Source organism: Simplicispira psychrophila DSM 11588 (assembly GCF_000688255.1).
Taxonomy (GTDB): Bacteria; Pseudomonadota; Gammaproteobacteria; order Burkholderiales; family Burkholderiaceae_C; genus Simplicispira; species Simplicispira psychrophila.
Map to the genome: position 1 here is coordinate 56,161 of NZ_JHYS01000006.1, position 18,003 is coordinate 74,163.

The following is an 18,003-nucleotide window of genomic DNA, read 5'->3' on the forward strand; positions in this document are numbered from 1 at the left end:
ATGTTTAATTTTAAAAAGATAGCTGCTCGCGCTGTATTCATCAGTGCTGGGGTGGTTTTTTATACCCAATCGGCTTGGGCCTTGCTGCCCATCGAACACTGGAGCGAGCCCAGCGGCGCGCAAGTCTGGCTGGTGCAAAGCCCAGGCATTCCGATGGTCGATGTGCAGATCGACTTTGACGCCGGCGACCGGCGCGATCCAGCAGAGCAAGCCGGCCTGGCCAGCGCCGTGGCCACCATGGCCAGCAAGGGCGTGCGCGCGGTCGGTGATGCACCGGCGCTGGACGAAAACCAGCTCGGCGAGGCTTGGGCTGATCTGGGTGCCAACCTGGGTATGGGCGCTGGAAACGATGCTTTCAGCTTGTCGCTGCGCTCGCTAACCGAGCCGGACTTGCTCGGTAAAGCGGTGCAACTGGCAGCGCGCCAACTGGCCGAGCCGTCCTGGCCCGAAGATATTTGGCAGCGCGAACGGTCGCGCTGGGATGCCGCCATCCGTGAGTCCAACACCCGCCCGGGCACCGTAGCCGGGGATGCCTTTGCTGCTGCCGTGTATGGCAGCCACCCCTATGGCCAGCGCGTGACCGAAGAGACGCTGGCGCACATCAGCGTGGCCGATATGCAGCAATTCCACGTGCACTATTTGCAGGCGTGCCGTGCGCGCGTGGCCATCGTCGGCGCGGTGGACCGCGCCCAGGCGCAGGCGCTGGTGACGCAGTTGCTGGCGCGTCTGCCTGCCACCACGCCAGCGCAGTGCGCGCCGCTGCCAGCGGTGCCGGAGGTGGCGCCTTTGACGGCGGCAGTGGAAAAAGACATTCCGTTTGCTTCGGCGCAGGCCTATGTGCTGATTGGCCAGCCCGGCTTCCAGCGCAAAGACCCGGACTTTCTGGCGCTGCTGGTGGGCAACCACATTTTGGGCGGCGGCGGCTTTACTTCACGCCTGACCAACGAGGTGCGCGAAAAGCGCGGCCTGAGCTACAGCGTCTACAGCCATTTTTCGCCCGGACTGAACGCCGGCGCTTTTCTGATTGGCCTGCAAACGCGCCCCGACCAGGCCGCCCAGGCGCTGCAAGTGGCGCGTGAAACGCTGATGCGCTATGTCGCCGACGGCCCTACCGAGACCGAGCTGCGCGCTGCCAAGGACAACCTGATTGGCGGCTTTGCCCTGCGCATTGACAGCAACCGCAAACTGCTGGGCAACGTGGTCAACATCGCCACCAACGGTTTGCCGCTGGACTATCTGGAGCATTGGACCGAGCGCGTGCAGGCGCTGACGGCGGCGCAGGTGCGCGCTGCGATGCAGCGCAAGCTGCAGTCTGAGCGCATGGCCACCGTGGTGTTGGGAGCCCAGCCATGACGCGCCGTCTGACCCCCGCCCAAGCCGTAGCCGCACTGCGCACGCCGCCGGCTGCTGCGGCCCCGGCCCCGAAAGCCCCGACCGCCAAAACCACCCCCAAAGCGCCGACCGGCGCCGGCCAGATCCGCATCATTGGCGGCCAGTGGAAACGCACGCGCTTGTCGGTGGCGCAGCGCCCCGGTTTGCGCCCGACGCCGGACCGCGTGCGCGAGACCTTGTTCAACTGGCTCGGCCAAGACTTGGTCGGCTGGCGCTGTTTTGATGCCTTTGCCGGCACCGGGGCGCTGGGCCTAGAAGCGGCTTCGCGCGGCGCGGCGGCGGTGCAACTGGTCGAGAACGACGCCGCGTTGGTGGCGCAGCTGGGTGTGCTGTGCCAGCGCCTGCAAGCCACCACGGTGCAGCTGCGCCGGGGCGATGGTGTGGCGTTGCTGCGCCAGTGCGCCCCGGCCAGCCTGGATCTGGTGTTGCTCGACCCGCCGTTTGGCAGTGATTTGTTCGAGCCCGCCCTGCAAGCTGCAGCGCGCGCCATCGGGCCGCAAGGCTTTATCTATCTGGAGGCCGCCAGCACCTGGAGCGACGAAGCGCTGGCGCCGCTGGGGCTGGTACTGCAGCGCCACCTGCGTGCTGGGGCCGTACATGCGCATCTGCTGCGCTTGGCAGGCTGAGCCACTTCTTTTTTAATAGCTGTTAGCGCTTTCCCCATAAGCGCTTGAGGCACTTTTTGCTTAAATTTTTGATCTCGCCCCCTAGGAGAGCTTCCCCATGACCCGAAACGTGCTTGCCGTCTATCCCGGCACCTTTGACCCTTTGACACTGGGACATGAAGACTTGGTGCGCCGCGCCGCGCAGATGTTTGACCAGGTCATCGTGGCTGTGGCGATGGCCCACCACAAAAAAACCCTTTTCAGCCTGGAAGAGCGCATGGAAATGGCGCGCGAAGCGCTGAGCGATTGCCCACAAGTGCGGGTCGAGGCGTTTGAGGGGCTGGTGACCACCTTTGCGGCGGCGCGCGATGGCAACGTGATGGTGCGCGGTCTGCGCTCGGGTACCGACTTTGATTACGAGTTTCAGCTGGCCGGCATGAATCATGCATTGGTGCCCGAGTTGGACACGGTCTTTTTGACGCCGTCCAGCCAGTACCAGTTCATCAGCAGCACGCTGGTGCGTGAAATCGCCACGCTGGGGGGCGATGTGGCGCAGTTTGTCTCACCCACGGTGCTGCAGTGCTTGCTGGCCAAGGTGCAGCTATAGAATTTTTTCTTCTTTAGCAGCACCACGCAAAAGGCCGTGGCCTGCACAGTACGTGCGGGCCACGGCCTTTTTAGCGATGTGCTGGATCAGGGGCGCACAACAATGCTGTTGCGCACTTCGCGTACGTGCTTGCTGCTGCGTGCAATGGCTTCAGCTTGGTTCTTTTCAGCTTGCGATTTGGCAAAACCCGACAGCTGTACGGTACCGTTCAGCGTTTCCACGCTGATGGCGGCAGCCGAGACGTTCTTGTCTTCAGCCATCTTGGCCTTGACGGCGGTGGTGATACCAGCGTCATCGACATAAGAGCCGACAGTTTGCTGGTCGCGGGTCACCGAGCAACCGGTAGAGACGATGGTGATGCCGGCAATAGCGGCAAAGGCAAGGGCGCGTGCGTATTTCATGGTTCTTTTTCTTTCTGGATAGTGTGCTGCATGAGCACGGGTGCTGGGCTATTTGCAGTCGGCCGATCTGTTGCACCCCCCGGATCGGCTGGCTGTTCAAAAAATGGCTGGACAGGATGGAGTGCTATTGAGCACGCCTTTTACTGCGCCAACCAATCCTTTATTTCGTCGGCATGTTCTTCTTCATCGGCCAAGATGCTTTCGAGCATGCGCTTGGTAGTCGGGTCTTTGTCACCAATCAAAGCAATCATTTGCCGGTAGGCCTCGACCGCTACACGCTCGGCTGCCAGATCGGCGCGCAGCATGGCTTTGAGGTCGCTCGAGTCATCGTAGGGCGCATGGCTGCGCTGTAGCAGGCTGTTAGGCTCAAAGTCTGGCTCGCCGCCCAGCTGCACGATGCGCCGCGCCAGCAAGTCGGCATGGGCAGTCTCTTCGTTGGCATGTACCAGCAACTCAGCGGCAATGGCGGGTGAAGCCAAGCCATGGGCCGTGAAATGGTGGCGTTTGTAGCGCAGTATGCAGACCAGTTCCGTTGCCAGCGCGCCGTTGAGCAAGCCCACGATGGCGTTGCGGTACGGACTGGAGGCCGGCGTAATGGCCCCTTCGTCCAGATCGTGCGTGGCAGCGGCCTTGAGTGCCGCTTCATCCAAGGTCAAGTTGAAGCTGGAAGAATCGGGGGGCGAGGTCATGGCGAGTCTTTTCAAAATACCAGGAGGAGGGTGCGTTGGCGAACTGGTTTTCAGTCGCGGCGGCGCAGCAAGGCCAGGGTTGCCAGCGTCACGGCGGCGCCGGTGGCGGCGGCGATAGCGATGGCTTTGCCTGGCTGCTCCGTCACGTAGCGTGTGGTGGCTTCGGTGCACTTGTCCATCTGCTCGCGCATTTGTGCGCCGGTTTCGGCACAGTAATTGATGCTGCGTTCGGCCAGGGCTTGCGCCTTGGCGGTCAGGTCCGCTACGGCCGGCTCGGCTTCGCTGCGCCACTTTTCGACGCGTTCTTCGGCCTTGTCGATGGAGGCAGTGGCTGCGTCACGCGTAGCGTCCACAGCGCTTTTTGCGCCCTGCAACACGCCATCGGTCATATTGCGAGCCTTGTCGGCCACTTTGTTGATGGTGTCGGTGGCAGCGTTTTCCGTGCTGTTCTTGATGTCGGCGGCAGAAGTAGGGGTGGTCATGGTGGCGTCCTTAAGAGGTAAAGCGTAAGAGGGGAGAGGAAAGCAAGCTGGGCTTATCCGCGCTTGATGAGGCCGATGACGAAGGTCACTATGGCCATCACCACGAAGACGAAAAACAGCACCTTGGCAATACCCACGGCGCCTGCAGCAATGCCGCCGAAGCCAAACACGGCAGCTATCAATGCAATCACCAGAAAAACAACTGCGTAATGCAACATAAAAATCTCCTTGGCTGATCCGGTATCGGATCGGTAGTGGCGAGCGACCTTTTTTACATGGTGCGCTTGGGATCCACTGTAGATGCCAGGCCGTGATGAGTGCGCCGGTGTCAGGCGCTTGCGACTGTCAGTGCTGCGGCTGCTGCCCTGTAGGAGATACCGCACAAAGCCCGCTTACAGCGGGGATCGCTTTCACGCCAGGGGCAGAATCGCCGACACCAATGTGCCCTGGCCACGTTGCGATGCCACCGTCAGGCGGCCTCCGGCTGCCTCCACGCGCTGGCGCATTCCCACTAGGCCGTGGGAGCTGCGGGCGATGCCTGCCACGTCAAATCCCTTGCCATCGTCGCGAATCTGCACGGCGACATGGGAGGGGTAGTTGTGCACTGTGATGGTGATTTTTTGTGCATCGGCATATTTGCCAATGTTGGTCAGCGACTCCTGCACCATGCGGTACACGGTGAGTTCGGTGGCCTCGGGCAAGGTGACGGTTTCAAAGTCGGTTTCTACCTGAATGCCGGCGGTGTCGGCGTATTCACGTGCCAGTATCTCCAGCGCTGCCGTCAGCCCCAGGTGCGCCAGCGACGAGGGACGCAGATTCTCGACAATGCGTCGTTTGAGCGCGATGCCACTGTTGAGCATTTCGACCAGGTGGCTCAGACGCTCGGCGATGTCGGGAGTATTGACATCTATTTTTGATTTCAGCCGTGCCACGTCGAGTTTGGCCGCCGTCAGCAAAGCACCCAATTCATCGTGCAGTTCGCGTGCCAGGTGGCCACGCTCGTCTTCACGCACCGCTTGCAGGTGGTTGGCCAGCTCGGACAACGACAGGGTGCGCTCGCGCACCAGCTCTTCAAGTCGTGCCCGCTCGGCCTCCAGTACATCCTGTTCACGCTCGGCAGCGCGCCGCAGCGCCGTGGCCTGGCGCAGGAACATATAAAACCCCAGCAGCCCCAGGGCGGTGCCGGCGGCGATGCCGGCCCGTGCCAGCCATAAGGAGCGGTTGACCTGGATTTGGCTTTCCAAGGTTTGTTTCTCTTGTGCTTGCAGCAAGCTACCCGCCAGGGCGCGGATCGCATCCATATTTTTTTTGCCGACATCGGTGGACAGGACAAACTTCCAAGCATCTTCGTTGCCTTGGCGGCGAAATTGCAAGCTCAGATCCATTTCTGAGAGCTTGCGCGCGACTTGGCGCGCGAGTTCCGAAAACTGCGACAGCTGGACGGGATCGTTGATGAGGGCGTCGCGCAATTGATCCAGTTGGGCACTGATGGTGGCGATGGATCGGTCATAGGGCACCAGATAGGGCTGTTCGCCGGTGAGCAGATAGCCGCGATGGCTGGACTCGGCGTCCAGCATGGTTTGCAACAATTTGCTCAGCAGTGCGTGGGTGCTTTGCACATGGGCCATGCCAGTCATGGCAGCGCTGGAGCGCTGGTAGCTGGCTTCGTTGATACCGATCAGCAAGATGGCCGTCAACACCGCCAATGGCAGGCTGAGTGTGATTTCTTTGAACTGAGACCAGCGCATGATTTTTCCTTGTCGTGGGATATGGTGGTTTCGTGATAATGCACACTAAGTCGCGTACACCCCACAGCGGGGTAGTTGCCCAAAAAGGGCGTCAGACCTGTCTTTTGAAAGTAGATTCAATGATAAAAATCGGCATTGTGGATGACCACGCCATCGTTCGTTCCGGCCTGCGGCAGTTTCTCGCGGAACATGTGGACTTGCGCGTGGCGGGCGAAGCATCGAACGGGCGCGAAGCGATTGACTTGGTGCGCAACACTGAGATTGACGTGTTGATCATGGATCTTTCGATGCCCGGACAAAGCGGGCTGGATGCCTTGGCCATGTTGCGTGCCAAGGCGCCCGATATGGGTATTTTGATCTTGAGTGGCTACCCGGAAGAGCATTACGCCATGAACCTGATCCGCCAGGGTGCCAGCGGCTATCTGAACAAGGAGTGCGAGCCCAAAGAGATCGTTGAGGCCATTCGCACCATTTCCCTGGGCCGGCGTTACATCACACCGGTAGTAGCCGAACTGCTGGCGCAGCAACTCAACCGCAAAGACAACGCATTGCCGCATGAGCAACTGTCCGAGCGTGAATTCCAGGTTTTTCTGAAGCTCGCCAAAGGCGAAACCGCCGGTGACATCGCCAAAACATTGTCTCTGAGCGTCAAGACCGTCAGTACCTATCGGACGCGGCTGATGGAAAAAATGGCGCTATCGTCTAATAGCGACCTGACCTATTACGCACTGAAAAACAGTTTGATTGATTAAGTGGCCGCTAACGCTCAGGCCGCTTCAGGAGGGACATCGACTGCAGCATTGCTGCGGTCAATGCAGTAATCCACCAAGGCCTCGATTTCATTGGATTTGTCAAACACGGCGTCTACCCCCAGTTGCGCGCAGCGCATCCGTACATCGGGGGTGGCGTAATTGCTCAATACCACCATGCGCTGGTGCGGGTGGCGGGCACGGCAAGCGGCCAGCACCCCCAGGCCACTGCCTTGGCGCAAAAACAGATCCACGATGGCCAAGTCCCATTGGGTATTGTTGGTCGTGAGCCAGGATTTGCCGTCGTCTTCGGTTTCGGCTATGCCGACGGATTCAACGCTGGCCAATTCTTCGAGAGTGGCAATCAGATTCTCTCGAATGGTCGCGTTGTCTTCAACGATATAGGTTTTGAGTTTCACTCTGGAGTCCATTGCATGGCGGGCACAAGGGAGCGCCGACTTGACATTCAATGTAAGTGTAATTGTGTCTAAATTTTGCCAGTCAGTGCATGAGCTCAGCGTCAGTCAGTTCCTACGCTGCACAGACGGCACAATTTGTATCACGCCGCACCTGCAGCGCGCTCCACTCCATGTTGCGCGCATCCAGCATCAGCAAACGCCCGGCCAGCGACGGGCCTGCACCCGATACCAGTTTGAGGGCTTCTGCCGCCTGCATGGCGCCGACGATGCCCACCAGCGGCGCAAACACCCCCATGGTGGAGCACTGCACTTCTTCAAATTCGGCGTTCGGGGCAAAAATGCAGGCATAGCACGGTGCATTTGCCTGGCGCGGGTCCACTACGGTGATCTGTCCGTCAAAGCGAATTGCTGCACCCACCACCAGCGGTTTGGCATGGCGCACGCAGGCGGCATTGATGGCGTGGCGCGTGGCGTAGTTGTCGGTGCAGTCCAGCACCACGGTGGCCGTGGCGACCAGGCCATCCAGCAAAGTCGCATCGGCACGCGCCTGGATGCAGGTGATAGCCGCGTCCGGGTTGATGGCGAGCACCGCTTCGGCTGCCGAAGTCACCTTGGGCTGACCGACGCGCGCGCTGGTGTGGGCAATCTGGCGCTGTAGATTGGTCAGATCGACGGCGTCATCATCGACCAGCGTGATGTGGCCGATGCCGGCAGAACCCAAGTACAGCGCCGCGGGTGAGCCCAGGCCACCGGCGCCAATGATCAGCGCGTGCGCTGCCAGAATGCGTTCCTGCCCTTCAATGCCGATCTCGTCGAGCAGGATGTGGCGCGAGTAGCGCAAGAGCTGTTGGTCGTTCATGGGGAATAAAAAATGGAAAAGGGCCGGGCTCCTGCGAGTCCGGCCCCTGGGATGAAGGCGCTGGCGCCCTGCAGACACCGCGTGGCTTACTGTGCGTCGTCTTTCTTTTCTTCCTTGCGCTCGGTCTGCGTCTTGCTGGCCAGCACCGTGGCGCCCTTGAGCTGGTTGATGGCCTGCGCCAACTGGAAGTCCTTGTCCGTGCCGAACTCGGGCAGTTTGCGTTCCGCCAGCGGTTTTTTCGATTCTTCTTCCAGGCGCTTGCGTGCGTCTTCGCGGGCCTTTTCGCGGACTTCGTCCTTGACCTCTGCCCCTTGGCCGCTGCCCAGGTGCTTCTCCAGATCGGCCTCGCGCATCCGCAGGGCGGCAAACGGGCTGCCCTCCAAGGTTTCATCGACCATTACGTCGGGCACGATGCCCTTGGCCTGGATCGACTTGCCGCTGGGGGTGTAGTAGCGCGCCGTGGTCAGCTTGATGCCGGTGTCTGGTCCCAGCGGGCGCACCGTCTGCACCGAGCCCTTGCCAAAGGTCTGGCTGCCCATGATGGTGGCGCGCTTGTGGTCTTGCAGTGCGCCAGCGACGATTTCGCTGGCCGAGGCCGAGCCTTCGTTCACCAGCACCACCAGTGGCACGGTTTTGAGGGCGGCGGGCAGGCGCTTGAGCGGGTCGCCGGCACCGCGTCGGGCATAAAACTCGGGCGCCGCCTTGTAGGCTGCCTTGCTTTCGGCCAGTTGGCCGTTGGTGGTCACCACGGTGACGTTTTCGGGCAGGAAGGCAGCCGACACGGCGACAGCAGCGTCGAGCAGACCGCCCGGATCGTTGCGCAGGTCCAGTACCAGACCCTTGAGGCGCGGGTCGGCCTTGTACAGTTCTTCGGCCTTGCGCACAAAGTCGTCCACCGTGCGTTCCTGGAACTGCGACAGGCGAATCCAGCCGTAGCCCGGCTCGATGAGCTTGCCCTTGACCGACTGGGTCTTGATCTCTTCGCGCGTAATGGTCACCGGGAAGGTGCGGCTCTCGTCCTTGCGCAAAATGGTCAGCGTGACCTTGGTAGCGGGTTCACCGCGCATTTTCTTGACCGCATCGCTGAGCGACAGGCCTTTGACGGCGGTGTCGTCGATCTTGGTGATCAGATCGTTGGTTTTCAGGCCAGCCCGGAAGGCGGGTGAGCCTTCAATCGGCGAAACCACTTTGATCAGGCCGTCTTCCTGCGTGATCTCGATGCCCACGCCGACAAAGCGGCCGGTCGTGCCTTCCCGGAATTCGGCAAATGATTTTTTGTCGAAATACTGTGAGTGCGGATCCAGGCTCGCCACCATGCCGGTGATGGCATCGGTGATGAGTTTCTTGTCGTCCACCGGCTCGACGTAATCGGTCTTCACCAGCCCGAACACCGCCGAGAGTTGCTGAATTTCTTCCAGCGGCAAAGGCGCCATGGCGCCGCGTGCCATGGTTTGCAGGGACACCGTGGTCATGGCCCCAGCTAATACACCGACGGATACCCAGCCTGCGATCTTCAATTTTTGGCCCATACAAAATACCTTTACCGATTCATTCAATAGGCACCTTGGAAGGGTGCTGCCCGCCGCAGTTCCGCGGGGGTACTTAGTTATGTGCCAGTGCGGCGAATTGGAAGACCGCTTTACCGCAGCTTTACTGCAGTTTCAGGCTTTGCCCTGAGAAGCCACCGCGGCCGCCGCTGCTGCTGCGGCCGCTGCATCACCCAGATAGTAATGGCGCAGCGGTTTCAGATCGTCGTCCAGTTCATACACCAGTGGAATCCCGTTGGGAATGTTCACGCCAACGATGTCTTCGTCAGAAATATTGTCCAGGTATTTGACCAGCGCACGGATCGAGTTGCCGTGCGCCGCCACCACCACGCGCTGGCCGCTGCGAATCGCCGGTGCCATGGTGTCGTTCCAGAACGGCATCACGCGCGCCACGGTGTCTTTCAGGCACTCGGTCAGCGGCACGCTCTCGGGCGCCAGGCCGGCATAACGCGGGTCGCTGCGTTCGCTGCGCGGATCATCGGCCTGCAGCAGCGGTGGTGGCGTGTCATAGCTGCGGCGCCACACCAGTACCTGCTCGTCGCCGTATTTTTGTGCCGTCTCGCCCTTGTTCAAGCCTTGTAGTCCGCCGTAATGGCGCTCGTTCAGGCGCCAGCTCTTGTGCACGGGCAGCCAGGTGCGCTCCATCTCATTCAGGCAAAACCACAGGGTATCGATGGCGCGCTTGAGCACGCTGGTGTAGGCGACGTCAAACTCGTAGCCTTCGGCCTTGAGCAGCTTGCCGGCCGACATGGCTTGCGATACGCCGGTGGGGGTCAAATCGACATCGGTCCAGCCCGTGAAACGGTTTTCAAGGTTCCAGGTGGATTCGCCGTGGCGGATCAGAACAAGTTTGTGCATGGTTTCACCAGAAAAAGCAGAGCAAATCTTGCCATTCTAAAATTGCTCTGTTTGCCAACCCAAGGAATAACGTGAAATTCATTGTCGATAACTGGTATTTGATACTTCTGGCCCTGGTTGCGGGTGCCATGCTGCTGGTGCCCATGCTCAAGCCCGGGGCTATGGGCGGTCTGTCTGCGGCCATGGCGGTGCAACTGATCAACCGCGAAAAAGCCGTGGTGATTGACGTCTGCGGCGCGGCCGAATACGCCGCCGGCCATGTGGTGGGCGCCAAGAATGTCCCGCTCGACGAGCTGGAAGCGCGCCTACCGGCCGTGGTCAAGAACAAGGCCTTGCCGTTGGTGATCGTCTGTGCCAGCGGCGCGCGGGCACAGCGCGCCACTGCTGTGGCCCAAAAATTGGGTTATGCCAACGCCCAGGCGCTCAACGGTGGCCTCAAGGCCTGGGCGGATGCCGGCATGCCGGTGGAAAAAGCCTGAAATTTGTCACCGATTCCCTGTCTTTTTTTTCTACTCCAAGGAGTCCCATGCCAGCCGTAAAGATGTACACCACGGGCTATTGCCCTTACTGCACCCGCGCCAAGCAATTTTTGCAGGCCAAGGGCGTTCTGCAGATGGAAGAAATTCGCATTGATACCGACCCTGCTGCGCGCATCGCCATGATGGAAATCACCCAGCGGCGCACGGTGCCGCAGATTTTTATCGGCAGCACCCATGTGGGCGGCTATGACGATCTGGTGGCGCTGGACAAGAGCGGTGCCCTGCAGCCGCTGCTGGATGCCGCCTGACGCCTGACGCCTGAAATGCGCGCTGCATAATGCAGCCCCATGTGCCCGCTGCCGGATCACCCCCTTCAGCGGGTTTTGTTTTGCAGAAACTGCGCTTCGCGTTGAAAGACCCTCACCATGGCCGACCAAGAAAACTCCGCAAACCCCGTGTTCCAGATCCAGCGCGTCTACCTCAAAGACCTGTCGCTGGAGCAGCCCAACTCGCCCGGCATCCTGCTGGAGCAAGAGCAGCCCAATGTGGACATCCAGCTCAGCGTGGAAGCCACACCGGTGGCCGACGGTATTTTTGAAGTCGCCGTCACGGCCACCGTGCACACCAAGATCAAGGACAAGACCGTGTTTCTGGTCGAAGCCAAGCAGGCCGGCATCTTCGAGATCCGCAATATCCCGGAAGACCAGATGGGCCCCGTCATGGGCATTGCCTGCCCGCAAATCGTTTACCCCTACCTGCGCGGCAACGTGGCTGACTTGGTCAATCGCGCTGGCTTCCCGCCCGTGCACTTGGCCGAACTCAACTTCCAGGCGATGTACGAAGAGCAGCAAGCGCAAGCCGCCAACGCTGCACCTGCCTCCACGCTGCCGCAGTAAACCCAGGTCTTTTAGGTCTCTAAGGCACATGGGGTAAGCGCTGATAGCTATGAAAATAATAGTGATTGGTGCCGGTGCCTTTGGCACGGCGATGGCCGTCAGCGCGGCCGCCCATCCGGCCGGCCACGCGGTCACGCTGTGGGCGCGCGATGCGCAGCAACTGGACACCTTGCAGGCGACGCGCAGCAATGCGCGCTACCTGCCTGGGGTCGTCCTGCCGCCGGCATTGGCGCTGGTTGGCGGCGATATGGCGGCGCTGGTTGCCACGGCCGATCTGGTCATCGTCGCCACACCGATGGCGGCGCTGCGTACCGTGCTGGCGCAGTTGCGCCACTGCCGCGTACCGCTGGCTTGGCTGTGCAAAGGTTTTGAGACCACGCAGGGGCCGGATGCCGTCGGTTTGATGGCGCACGAGGTTTGCGCGCAAGCCGCGCCGGACTTGGCGGCTGGCGTGCTCAGTGGCCCCAGCTTTGCGCTGGAAGTGGCGCGGGCCCAGCCGACCGCGCTGGTCGCCGCCAGTGCCCACGCCCACGTGCGCAGCGCTCTGGTGCAAGCCTTTCACAGTTCCAGCCTGCGCATCTACGCCAACGACGACATCGTCGGCGTCGAAGCCGGGGGCGCCATCAAGAACGTGCTGGCGATTGCCACCGGCCTGTGCGATGGCCTGCAATTGGGACTGAACGCCCGCGCCGCGCTGATCACGCGCGGCTTGGCGGAAATGACCCGCCTGGGCCTGGCGCTGGGCGCGCGCACCGAGACTTTTATGGGTCTGTCGGGCGTTGGTGATCTGGTGTTGACGGCGACCGGCGATCTGTCACGCAATCGCCGCGTCGGTCTGCTGCTGGCGCAGGGTCAGACGCTGGAGCAAGCCGTGGCCTCGCTGGGCCATGTGGCGGAGGGCGTGTACTGCGCGCGCACCGTGGTGCAGCGCGCGCGCCATCTGGGGGTGGACGTGCCCATCAGCGAAGCCGTGGTGGGGCTGCTCGATGGCCAGCTGCAACCGCTGGAGGCCCTAGCCGTGCTGATGGACCGAGGTCCCAAGGGCGAGGCCGATTGAGCCGCTGCCGGCCACGCCATTCACAAAAAAGCCACTGGCACACGATAAGTGTGTACAGTGGCTGTTTACTATGTTAATAGTAGCTGCAAGCGCTTTATAGATAAGGGCTAGAAGCCTATTTAGCTATTATTTCGCAGCCGCCATGGCTTGGGCGATCCAGCGGTCAAAGGTCTGTTGGTGCGCCTTGATCCAGCCGTTCACATGGCGCTCGATATCTTTTGGCTTGTTCTCGCCGTTGTTCATGCGCAGATTTTGGGCATTGATGTCGCCCACCGGCAGCTGCATCACTTCAAACAGTTTGGTTGCGGCCGGGTTTTTTTCGGTAAACGCCTTGTTGGCGACGATGCGCTGCACATTGGGGACAAAGCCATAGTCACGGCCATCGGGCATTTGTGTGCTGGTCTTGGAGGGATCGCCCTTTTGTGCCGAAAACGGCACTTGCAAAAAGACCACGTCCTTGCCTGGGCGCAGCACGCTGCTGAGCCAGTAGGGCGTCCAGGTGTAATAAAAGATCGGCTGGCCCTGCTTGTAGCGCGCCAGGGTGTCGGCCATCAGCGCGGAGTAGCTGCCCTGGTTGTGCGTGATGCGGTTGCGCAGCTGGTAGGTGTCGAGGTGGTATTCAATCGCCAGCTCGCAGCCCCAGCCGGGGTTGCAGCCGGTCAGGTCGGCCTTGCCATCCCCATTGGTGTCGAACAGTGCGGCAATTTTGGGATCGGCCATTTGGGACAGAGTGGTGATCTTGTATTGGTCCGCCGTCTTTTTGTCGATCAGATAGCCCTGTAGCGCGTTGCGGATGTAGGTGCTGTTGCGCCACATTTTGGCGTCGCCCCCGGCGTTGGTGAAGAAGGCGGCGTGCAGCGGATCCCAGTGGCTGGACAAGTAGGTGGCATCGCCGTTGGCAATCGCCAGGTGGCCTGTGGCGTATTCAATTTCTTGCGGTGGCTTGACGCTGTAGCCGAGCTTTTCCATGGCACGCGAGATCAGCAGTGTCTGGAACAATTCTTCGGCGACCGAGCCTTTGATGGGCTGCACGGTGATGCCTTTGCCGGGGAGGTCAGCGGCCGCAGCCGGGCTGGACAGGCCCAAGGCCAGCAGGCTGGTGGCCAAAAGAGTGCGTGTCATGTGGGTGAAGGTGAAAGTTTTCTTCATCGTTGATGTCTCCTGAGTGGGTAAATCAATAAATCTGCACGCCAGTTGGGTTGAGTACAACCCAACCTGCGGGTGACGGATGATTTGTGCTATTTTTGGCCTATAGCCCTTTAAATACATGCGCTACTAGCTATCATTTTTGATGGGCCATATTGGTGGATTGGGTTGTACCCAACCCAACATCTGCCCTAGAGCGCAGCAGTCGCAGCAAAAAGCCCGCCGGGCCGGTGTGCCACCAGTGGCGCACGCCCCGGCGTGGCTGGCCGAGCGACTGAGTGATGCGGTCGAGCGTGATGGCCAGCAGCACAATGCCCAGGCCGCCAACGGTAGCCAGACCCATGTCCAGACGGCCAATGCCGCGTAGCACCATCTGGCCCAGGCCACCGACGGCGATCATCGAAGCGATCACCACCATCGACAGCGACAGCATCAGTGACTGGTTGACGCCGGCCATGATCGACGGCATGGCCAGCGGCAATTGCACCTTGCGCAGCATTTGTAGCGGCGAGGCGCCGTAGGCGCGCCCGGCCTCGATCAGATCGGGGCGCACTTGGCGAATACCCAGGTTGGTCAGGCGCACCAGCGGCGGCAGGGCAAACACAATGGTGACGATGACGCCGGGCACGTTGCCAATGCCAAACAGCATCACCACCGGCACCAAATAGACAAAGGCTGGCGTGGTCTGCATGGCGTCCAGGAAGGGACGCATGAAGTTTTGCGCCCGGTCGCTCGATGCCAGCACAATCCCCAGCGGCAGCCCGATCAGCAGACAGAACGCCAGTGAGGTCAGCACCAGCGATAGCGTGACCATGGCCTCGGGCCAGACGCCCAGCACCGTCACCAGCAGCAGCGACACCACGGTGCCCAGTGCGATGGCGCGCCCGGCAAATTGCCAAGCCAGCAGTCCCATGAGGGCGATCATCGCCCACGATGGCGTGCTCAGCAGCAGGCTTTCAACACCGCGCAAGGTGCTGTCGATGGGCCCGCGCACGGTCTGGAAAAAGGGGCGGAAATGGGCTACCACCCATTCCAAGCCATGGTTGATCCACGACTCCATCGGCAGCGAGCCGTCCCACAACTGGTGCAGCTCAAAGCCGTTGCTGTGGGGCGTACTGAGGGCGGCTGCTGCACCATCGAGGCTGTCGGTGGGTGTGCTCAGCCAGTCGGCATCAGCAGCCGGGCCGTCGTCCGAGGGCGTCAGGGCGGCCCAGGGGTCGCTATGGCTGGCGGTGCTGGATGGCGGCTCGGCAGCTGTTTCAAACTGGCTGGCCAAAGGATTGGCGTCAGTAGGGAAAGGCAAAGGAGCGGCGCTAGTGCCGCTCAGTGCCAGATCGGCGCCAGGGAGGGGTTCGTTCATAGTCAAATTTTTGGGTCAGTGCGCCGGGGCGCTGGTGTATGGTGCGGCGGTGCCGCTGGGTTGCTGGGCTGCCGGGTCGATGTGCGGCGTGTCGCGGTCAAGAAATTTCAGCAGCGTGGTCTTGCTGATCACGCCACTCAGCTGGCCATCGGCCTGCACCACCGGCACCGCACAAGGCGCCTGGGCCACTTGGCCAAACAGACCGGCCACGGGGGCGTCAAAGGCAATTGGTTCCAGGCCGTTGATAAATGCGTGTTGCAGACCCAGCGGCCCTTGGTGGCCATGGAGCGCGCTGCGCAGCGAGTCGGCCGAGACGGTGCCCAAGTAGCATTTGTTCGGGCTGACGATGTAGGCAAAATCGCGATCGTCCTCTTCGATCAGCCGCAGTGCGGCGCGGCTGCCGCGGTCGGTGTGTTCGGAGACGATGGTCAGTGGCTTGCGCACAATGTCGCCAGCCTTGAATACAGCGGCGGCATCGACGCCGCGCACAAAGCTGCGCACATAGTCGTTGGCCGGGTTGCGCAAAATCTCGTCGGGCGTGCCCACCTGCACCACTTGACCGTCTTTCATGATGGCGATGTGGTCGCCAATGCGCATGGCCTCGTCCAGGTCGTGCGAGATGAAAACGATGGTGCGCCGTTTGACCTGCTGCAGGCGCATCAGCTCGCTTTGCATCTCGGTGCGGATGATCGGATCGAGCGCTGAAAACGCTTCGTCCATCAGCAAAATCGACGGGTCCGACGCCAGCGCCCGCGCCAAACCGACGCGCTGCTGCATCCCGCCCGATAGTTCATCGGGGTAGCGGGCGCCCCAGCCTTCGAGGCCCACCTGGGCCAGCGCTTGGGCGGCGCATTGCTGGCGCTCGGCGCGACCCACGCCGGCCAACTCCAGACCGAAGGCGGTGTTGTCCAGCACTGTCATGTGCGGCATCAGTGCAAACGACTGGAACACCATGCTGATGTCCTGGCGCCGCAGCACGCGCATTTGTGCATCCGACAGTTGGTTGATGTCCACGTCATCGACCAAGATGCGCCCGGCGGTGGGCTCGATCAGGCGGTTGAGCATCCGTACCAGTGTCGATTTGCCCGAGCCCGACAGCCCCATGACGACAAAAATCTCGCCGGGGGCGATGGTGAAACTGGCGTCGAATACGCCAATCGACTGGCCGGTGCGCGCCAGGATGTCTTGTTTGCTAATGCCTTGGCGCACCAGTTCCAGGGCAGTTTGCGGCGCGTCGCCGAACACCTTGAACACATTTTCAATAATGATTTGTTTGGCCACGGGGGCAAATCTCCTGGGTGGGGGAATAGCGTTGCCTCAGAAAAACCGATGCAGCGGCCACGCCCGGTGGTGCGGCTGCACGCGGGACGATAAAAGGTGGACACATCGGGGTGCCCAGGGGGTGCTGCCCGCTCAACAGGGGGGGCGATGCAGGACCGGGGGAGCGCTTCAAAAGAGGTCTGGACAGAGGACTCTTGATGCACGCTTCAATAAGGTCGGCATCAAGCAGAAACTGCAGCGGCGCCGGGTTCTATCCGTGCCGAAAATTCGGCAGGGCGCAAGGCCCATTTGGCAATTCCCAAGCTCTGGGAAAGTTCGATTACCTTCATTGAAGGTTGTAAAACACCGGCAAAGTATAGAAATACAAATTGTTTAAGTCAAAACACAGGTTTTTCAAATTGTGGTATTTAAAAAACCATCTGTTGGCGCCCAACTGCTGCAGGTCGCGGGGCGTTTTCAAGGGATTTCTGGCGGAATGCTGCCTTTGCGCCGGTGGTCAATGAACCACGCCAAAAACGGCAGCAGCAGCATCGAGCCGGGGACCACCCAAATTAGCAAATACGGACTGACGGAGGAGGCGCTGCGCATGACGCTGCGCAGGTGCGCGCGCTCGTGCGCTGTCCAGTGGCCTTGGCGGCGTTGGCGCAGCAGCCACACCACCGAGCCTTTGAGAGTGGCCATTTCGCGCTTGAGGCGGGTTTTTTCACGGCTGTTGCCGGCCAGAAAGGCGCTGAACCACTCGGGCGCGCGCTGCATGCGTTGCTCAAAGCGGCGTTTCAGGCGTGATGGGTGCGCTGCAGACGCAGGCGACCCCCCGGGGGCTGCAGGTTCGGGTTCAGGATCCTGTGCCACGGGGGACTGAGGCAGATCAGAAGACGGGGGCGTTGTCATGGCGCTTGGCAGACGGTGGCGCCCAGGAAGAAGGCGAAGCCCGGACCCGCAGACACCCGGGGCTGCGTCTTCAGCGGTGCAGTTCGCCAGCGCGTTCGGGTTGATAAACGATTTCTGTCACGCGCACCGTCATGGCTTTGCCGCCGGGACCTGGCCAGACCAGTTCGTCACCGACAGACAGACCCAGCAGGGCGGCGCCCACCGGGGCGAAGATGGAGAGGCGATCGGCGCTGCCGTCGATGTCGCGTGGATAGACCAGCGTCAGGCAGAACTCTTTGCCGGTCTCCAGAATGGAGAACTTGACGGTGGAGTTCATCGTCACCACGGTGGCGGGCATTTCTTCGGGCGACAACACTTCAGCCCGATCCAGTTCGGCCTGCAACTCAGCTTTGCCGGCCAGGGCACTGGCCGGCAAAGCGGCCAATAGGGCTTCAATCCGATCCAGATCCTGGGACGACAAAATGATGGGGGGTTTGGACACGGTAACTACCTCAAAGCTATTCTTGATCGCCTTGAATGTAGCCCATCGGTAATGTT

At 61.1% G+C, this 18,003-nt stretch carries 22 protein-coding genes; 8 read left to right on the forward strand and 14 right to left on the reverse strand.

Translation table 11 applies throughout. The features are described from left to right. The 3 genes from Q390_RS0107970 to coaD all read left to right on the forward strand — a co-directional run bounded on the left by Q390_RS0107970 (position 1) and on the right by coaD (position 2,604). On the forward strand, positions 1-1,353 hold the full coding sequence (locus tag Q390_RS0107970) for a M16 family metallopeptidase (RefSeq protein ID WP_027995582.1): 1,353 nt from the start codon (positions 1-3) through the stop codon (positions 1,351-1,353). Further along, positions 1,350-2,018, forward strand: coding sequence for a 16S rRNA (guanine(966)-N(2))-methyltransferase RsmD (rsmD, locus tag Q390_RS0107975; RefSeq protein WP_027995583.1), 669 nt, complete (start codon positions 1,350-1,352; stop codon positions 2,016-2,018). Before Q390_RS0107970 ends, rsmD begins: the two co-directional genes overlap by 4 nt. A gap of 97 nt (positions 2,019-2,115) precedes the next feature. Further along, positions 2,116-2,604, forward strand: coding sequence for a pantetheine-phosphate adenylyltransferase (gene coaD / locus Q390_RS0107980; protein ID WP_027995584.1), 489 nt, complete (start codon positions 2,116-2,118; stop codon positions 2,602-2,604). Positions 2,605-2,690: 86 nt separating this feature from the next. Here the strand turns inward: coaD and Q390_RS0107985 are convergent, their stop codons facing one another. From Q390_RS0107985 to Q390_RS0108005, 5 genes are all read right to left on the reverse strand, one after another. Beyond that, positions 2,691-3,005, reverse strand: coding sequence for a BON domain-containing protein (locus Q390_RS0107985; RefSeq protein ID WP_027995585.1), 315 nt, complete (start codon positions 3,003-3,005; stop codon positions 2,691-2,693). A gap of 140 nt (positions 3,006-3,145) precedes the next feature. Then, positions 3,146-3,694, reverse strand: a complete 549-nt coding sequence (locus Q390_RS0107990) for a ferritin-like domain-containing protein (protein WP_027995586.1) — start codon at positions 3,692-3,694, stop codon at positions 3,146-3,148. Positions 3,695-3,744: 50 nt separating this feature from the next. Beyond that, on the reverse strand, positions 3,745-4,176 hold the full coding sequence (locus Q390_RS0107995; RefSeq protein WP_245606882.1) for a hypothetical protein: 432 nt from the start codon (positions 4,174-4,176) through the stop codon (positions 3,745-3,747). A gap of 53 nt (positions 4,177-4,229) precedes the next feature. After that, complete coding sequence (locus Q390_RS19435) at positions 4,230-4,394, reverse strand: DUF1328 domain-containing protein (RefSeq protein ID WP_027995588.1); 165 nt, start codon at positions 4,392-4,394, stop codon at positions 4,230-4,232. 192 nt (positions 4,395-4,586) lie between these two features. Then, positions 4,587-5,924 (reverse strand): sensor histidine kinase, encoded by a 1,338-nt coding sequence (locus Q390_RS0108005; RefSeq protein ID WP_027995589.1) that lies wholly within the window; start codon positions 5,922-5,924, stop codon positions 4,587-4,589. A gap of 119 nt (positions 5,925-6,043) precedes the next feature. Between Q390_RS0108005 and Q390_RS0108010 the strand changes: the two genes are divergently transcribed. Further along, complete coding sequence (locus Q390_RS0108010) at positions 6,044-6,676, forward strand: response regulator (RefSeq protein WP_027995590.1); 633 nt, start codon at positions 6,044-6,046, stop codon at positions 6,674-6,676. A gap of 14 nt (positions 6,677-6,690) precedes the next feature. Here the strand turns inward: Q390_RS0108010 and Q390_RS0108015 are convergent, their stop codons facing one another. The 4 genes from Q390_RS0108015 to gpmA all read right to left on the reverse strand — a co-directional run bounded on the left by Q390_RS0108015 (position 6,691) and on the right by gpmA (position 10,356). After that, a complete protein-coding gene (locus tag Q390_RS0108015; protein WP_027995591.1) occupies positions 6,691-7,092 on the reverse strand; it encodes a response regulator in 402 nt (133 codons plus the stop codon). Positions 7,093-7,204: 112 nt separating this feature from the next. Then, entirely contained in the window at positions 7,205-7,951 is a 747-nt protein-coding gene (locus Q390_RS0108020; RefSeq protein ID WP_027995592.1) for a HesA/MoeB/ThiF family protein, read from the reverse strand. Between the two features lie 86 nt (positions 7,952-8,037). Next, entirely contained in the window at positions 8,038-9,480 is a 1,443-nt protein-coding gene (locus tag Q390_RS0108025; RefSeq protein WP_027995593.1) for a S41 family peptidase, read from the reverse strand. A 132-nt stretch (positions 9,481-9,612) separates the two neighbouring features. Further along, the gene (gene gpmA / locus Q390_RS0108030; protein ID WP_027995594.1) at positions 9,613-10,356 is read right to left on the reverse strand and encodes a 2,3-diphosphoglycerate-dependent phosphoglycerate mutase; all 744 of its coding nucleotides are present in this window, start codon (positions 10,354-10,356) and stop codon (positions 9,613-9,615) included. 71 nt (positions 10,357-10,427) lie between these two features. On the opposite strand from gpmA, the gene Q390_RS0108035 reads away from it, so the two are divergent. The 4 genes from Q390_RS0108035 to Q390_RS0108050 all read left to right on the forward strand — a co-directional run bounded on the left by Q390_RS0108035 (position 10,428) and on the right by Q390_RS0108050 (position 12,788). Continuing rightward, positions 10,428-10,835 carry a rhodanese-like domain-containing protein gene (locus Q390_RS0108035; RefSeq protein WP_027995595.1) on the forward strand — a complete coding sequence of 136 codons (408 nt, stop codon included), beginning with the start codon at positions 10,428-10,430 and terminating at the stop codon, positions 10,833-10,835. A 47-nt stretch (positions 10,836-10,882) separates the two neighbouring features. Then, positions 10,883-11,143 carry a glutaredoxin 3 gene (grxC, locus tag Q390_RS0108040; RefSeq protein WP_027995596.1) on the forward strand — a complete coding sequence of 87 codons (261 nt, stop codon included), beginning with the start codon at positions 10,883-10,885 and terminating at the stop codon, positions 11,141-11,143. 117 nt (positions 11,144-11,260) lie between these two features. Then, positions 11,261-11,731 carry a protein-export chaperone SecB gene (gene secB, locus Q390_RS0108045; RefSeq protein ID WP_027995597.1) on the forward strand — a complete coding sequence of 157 codons (471 nt, stop codon included), beginning with the start codon at positions 11,261-11,263 and terminating at the stop codon, positions 11,729-11,731. Between the two features lie 49 nt (positions 11,732-11,780). Beyond that, complete coding sequence (locus Q390_RS0108050; RefSeq protein WP_027995598.1) at positions 11,781-12,788, forward strand: NAD(P)H-dependent glycerol-3-phosphate dehydrogenase; 1,008 nt, start codon at positions 11,781-11,783, stop codon at positions 12,786-12,788. A gap of 126 nt (positions 12,789-12,914) precedes the next feature. On the opposite strand, the gene proX is transcribed toward Q390_RS0108050, so the two are convergent. The 5 genes from proX to rnk form a co-directional block, all read right to left on the reverse strand. Continuing rightward, positions 12,915-13,937, reverse strand: coding sequence for a glycine betaine/L-proline ABC transporter substrate-binding protein ProX (proX, locus tag Q390_RS0108055; protein WP_084153826.1), 1,023 nt, complete (start codon positions 13,935-13,937; stop codon positions 12,915-12,917). A gap of 133 nt (positions 13,938-14,070) precedes the next feature. After that, entirely contained in the window at positions 14,071-15,294 is a 1,224-nt protein-coding gene (gene proW, locus Q390_RS17970; protein ID WP_084153827.1) for a glycine betaine/L-proline ABC transporter permease ProW, read from the reverse strand. A 15-nt stretch (positions 15,295-15,309) separates the two neighbouring features. Continuing rightward, complete coding sequence (gene proV / locus Q390_RS17975) at positions 15,310-16,575, reverse strand: glycine betaine/L-proline ABC transporter ATP-binding protein ProV (protein ID WP_051603128.1); 1,266 nt, start codon at positions 16,573-16,575, stop codon at positions 15,310-15,312. Positions 16,576-17,031: 456 nt separating this feature from the next. Further along, positions 17,032-17,331, reverse strand: a complete 300-nt coding sequence (locus Q390_RS17980) for a hypothetical protein (protein ID WP_245606883.1) — start codon at positions 17,329-17,331, stop codon at positions 17,032-17,034. Between the two features lie 205 nt (positions 17,332-17,536). Next, positions 17,537-17,947: a nucleoside diphosphate kinase regulator gene (rnk, locus tag Q390_RS0108080; protein ID WP_027995600.1), complete on the reverse strand. Its 411-nt coding sequence runs from the start codon at positions 17,945-17,947 to the stop codon at positions 17,537-17,539. Positions 17,948-18,003: the final 56 nt, after the last annotated feature.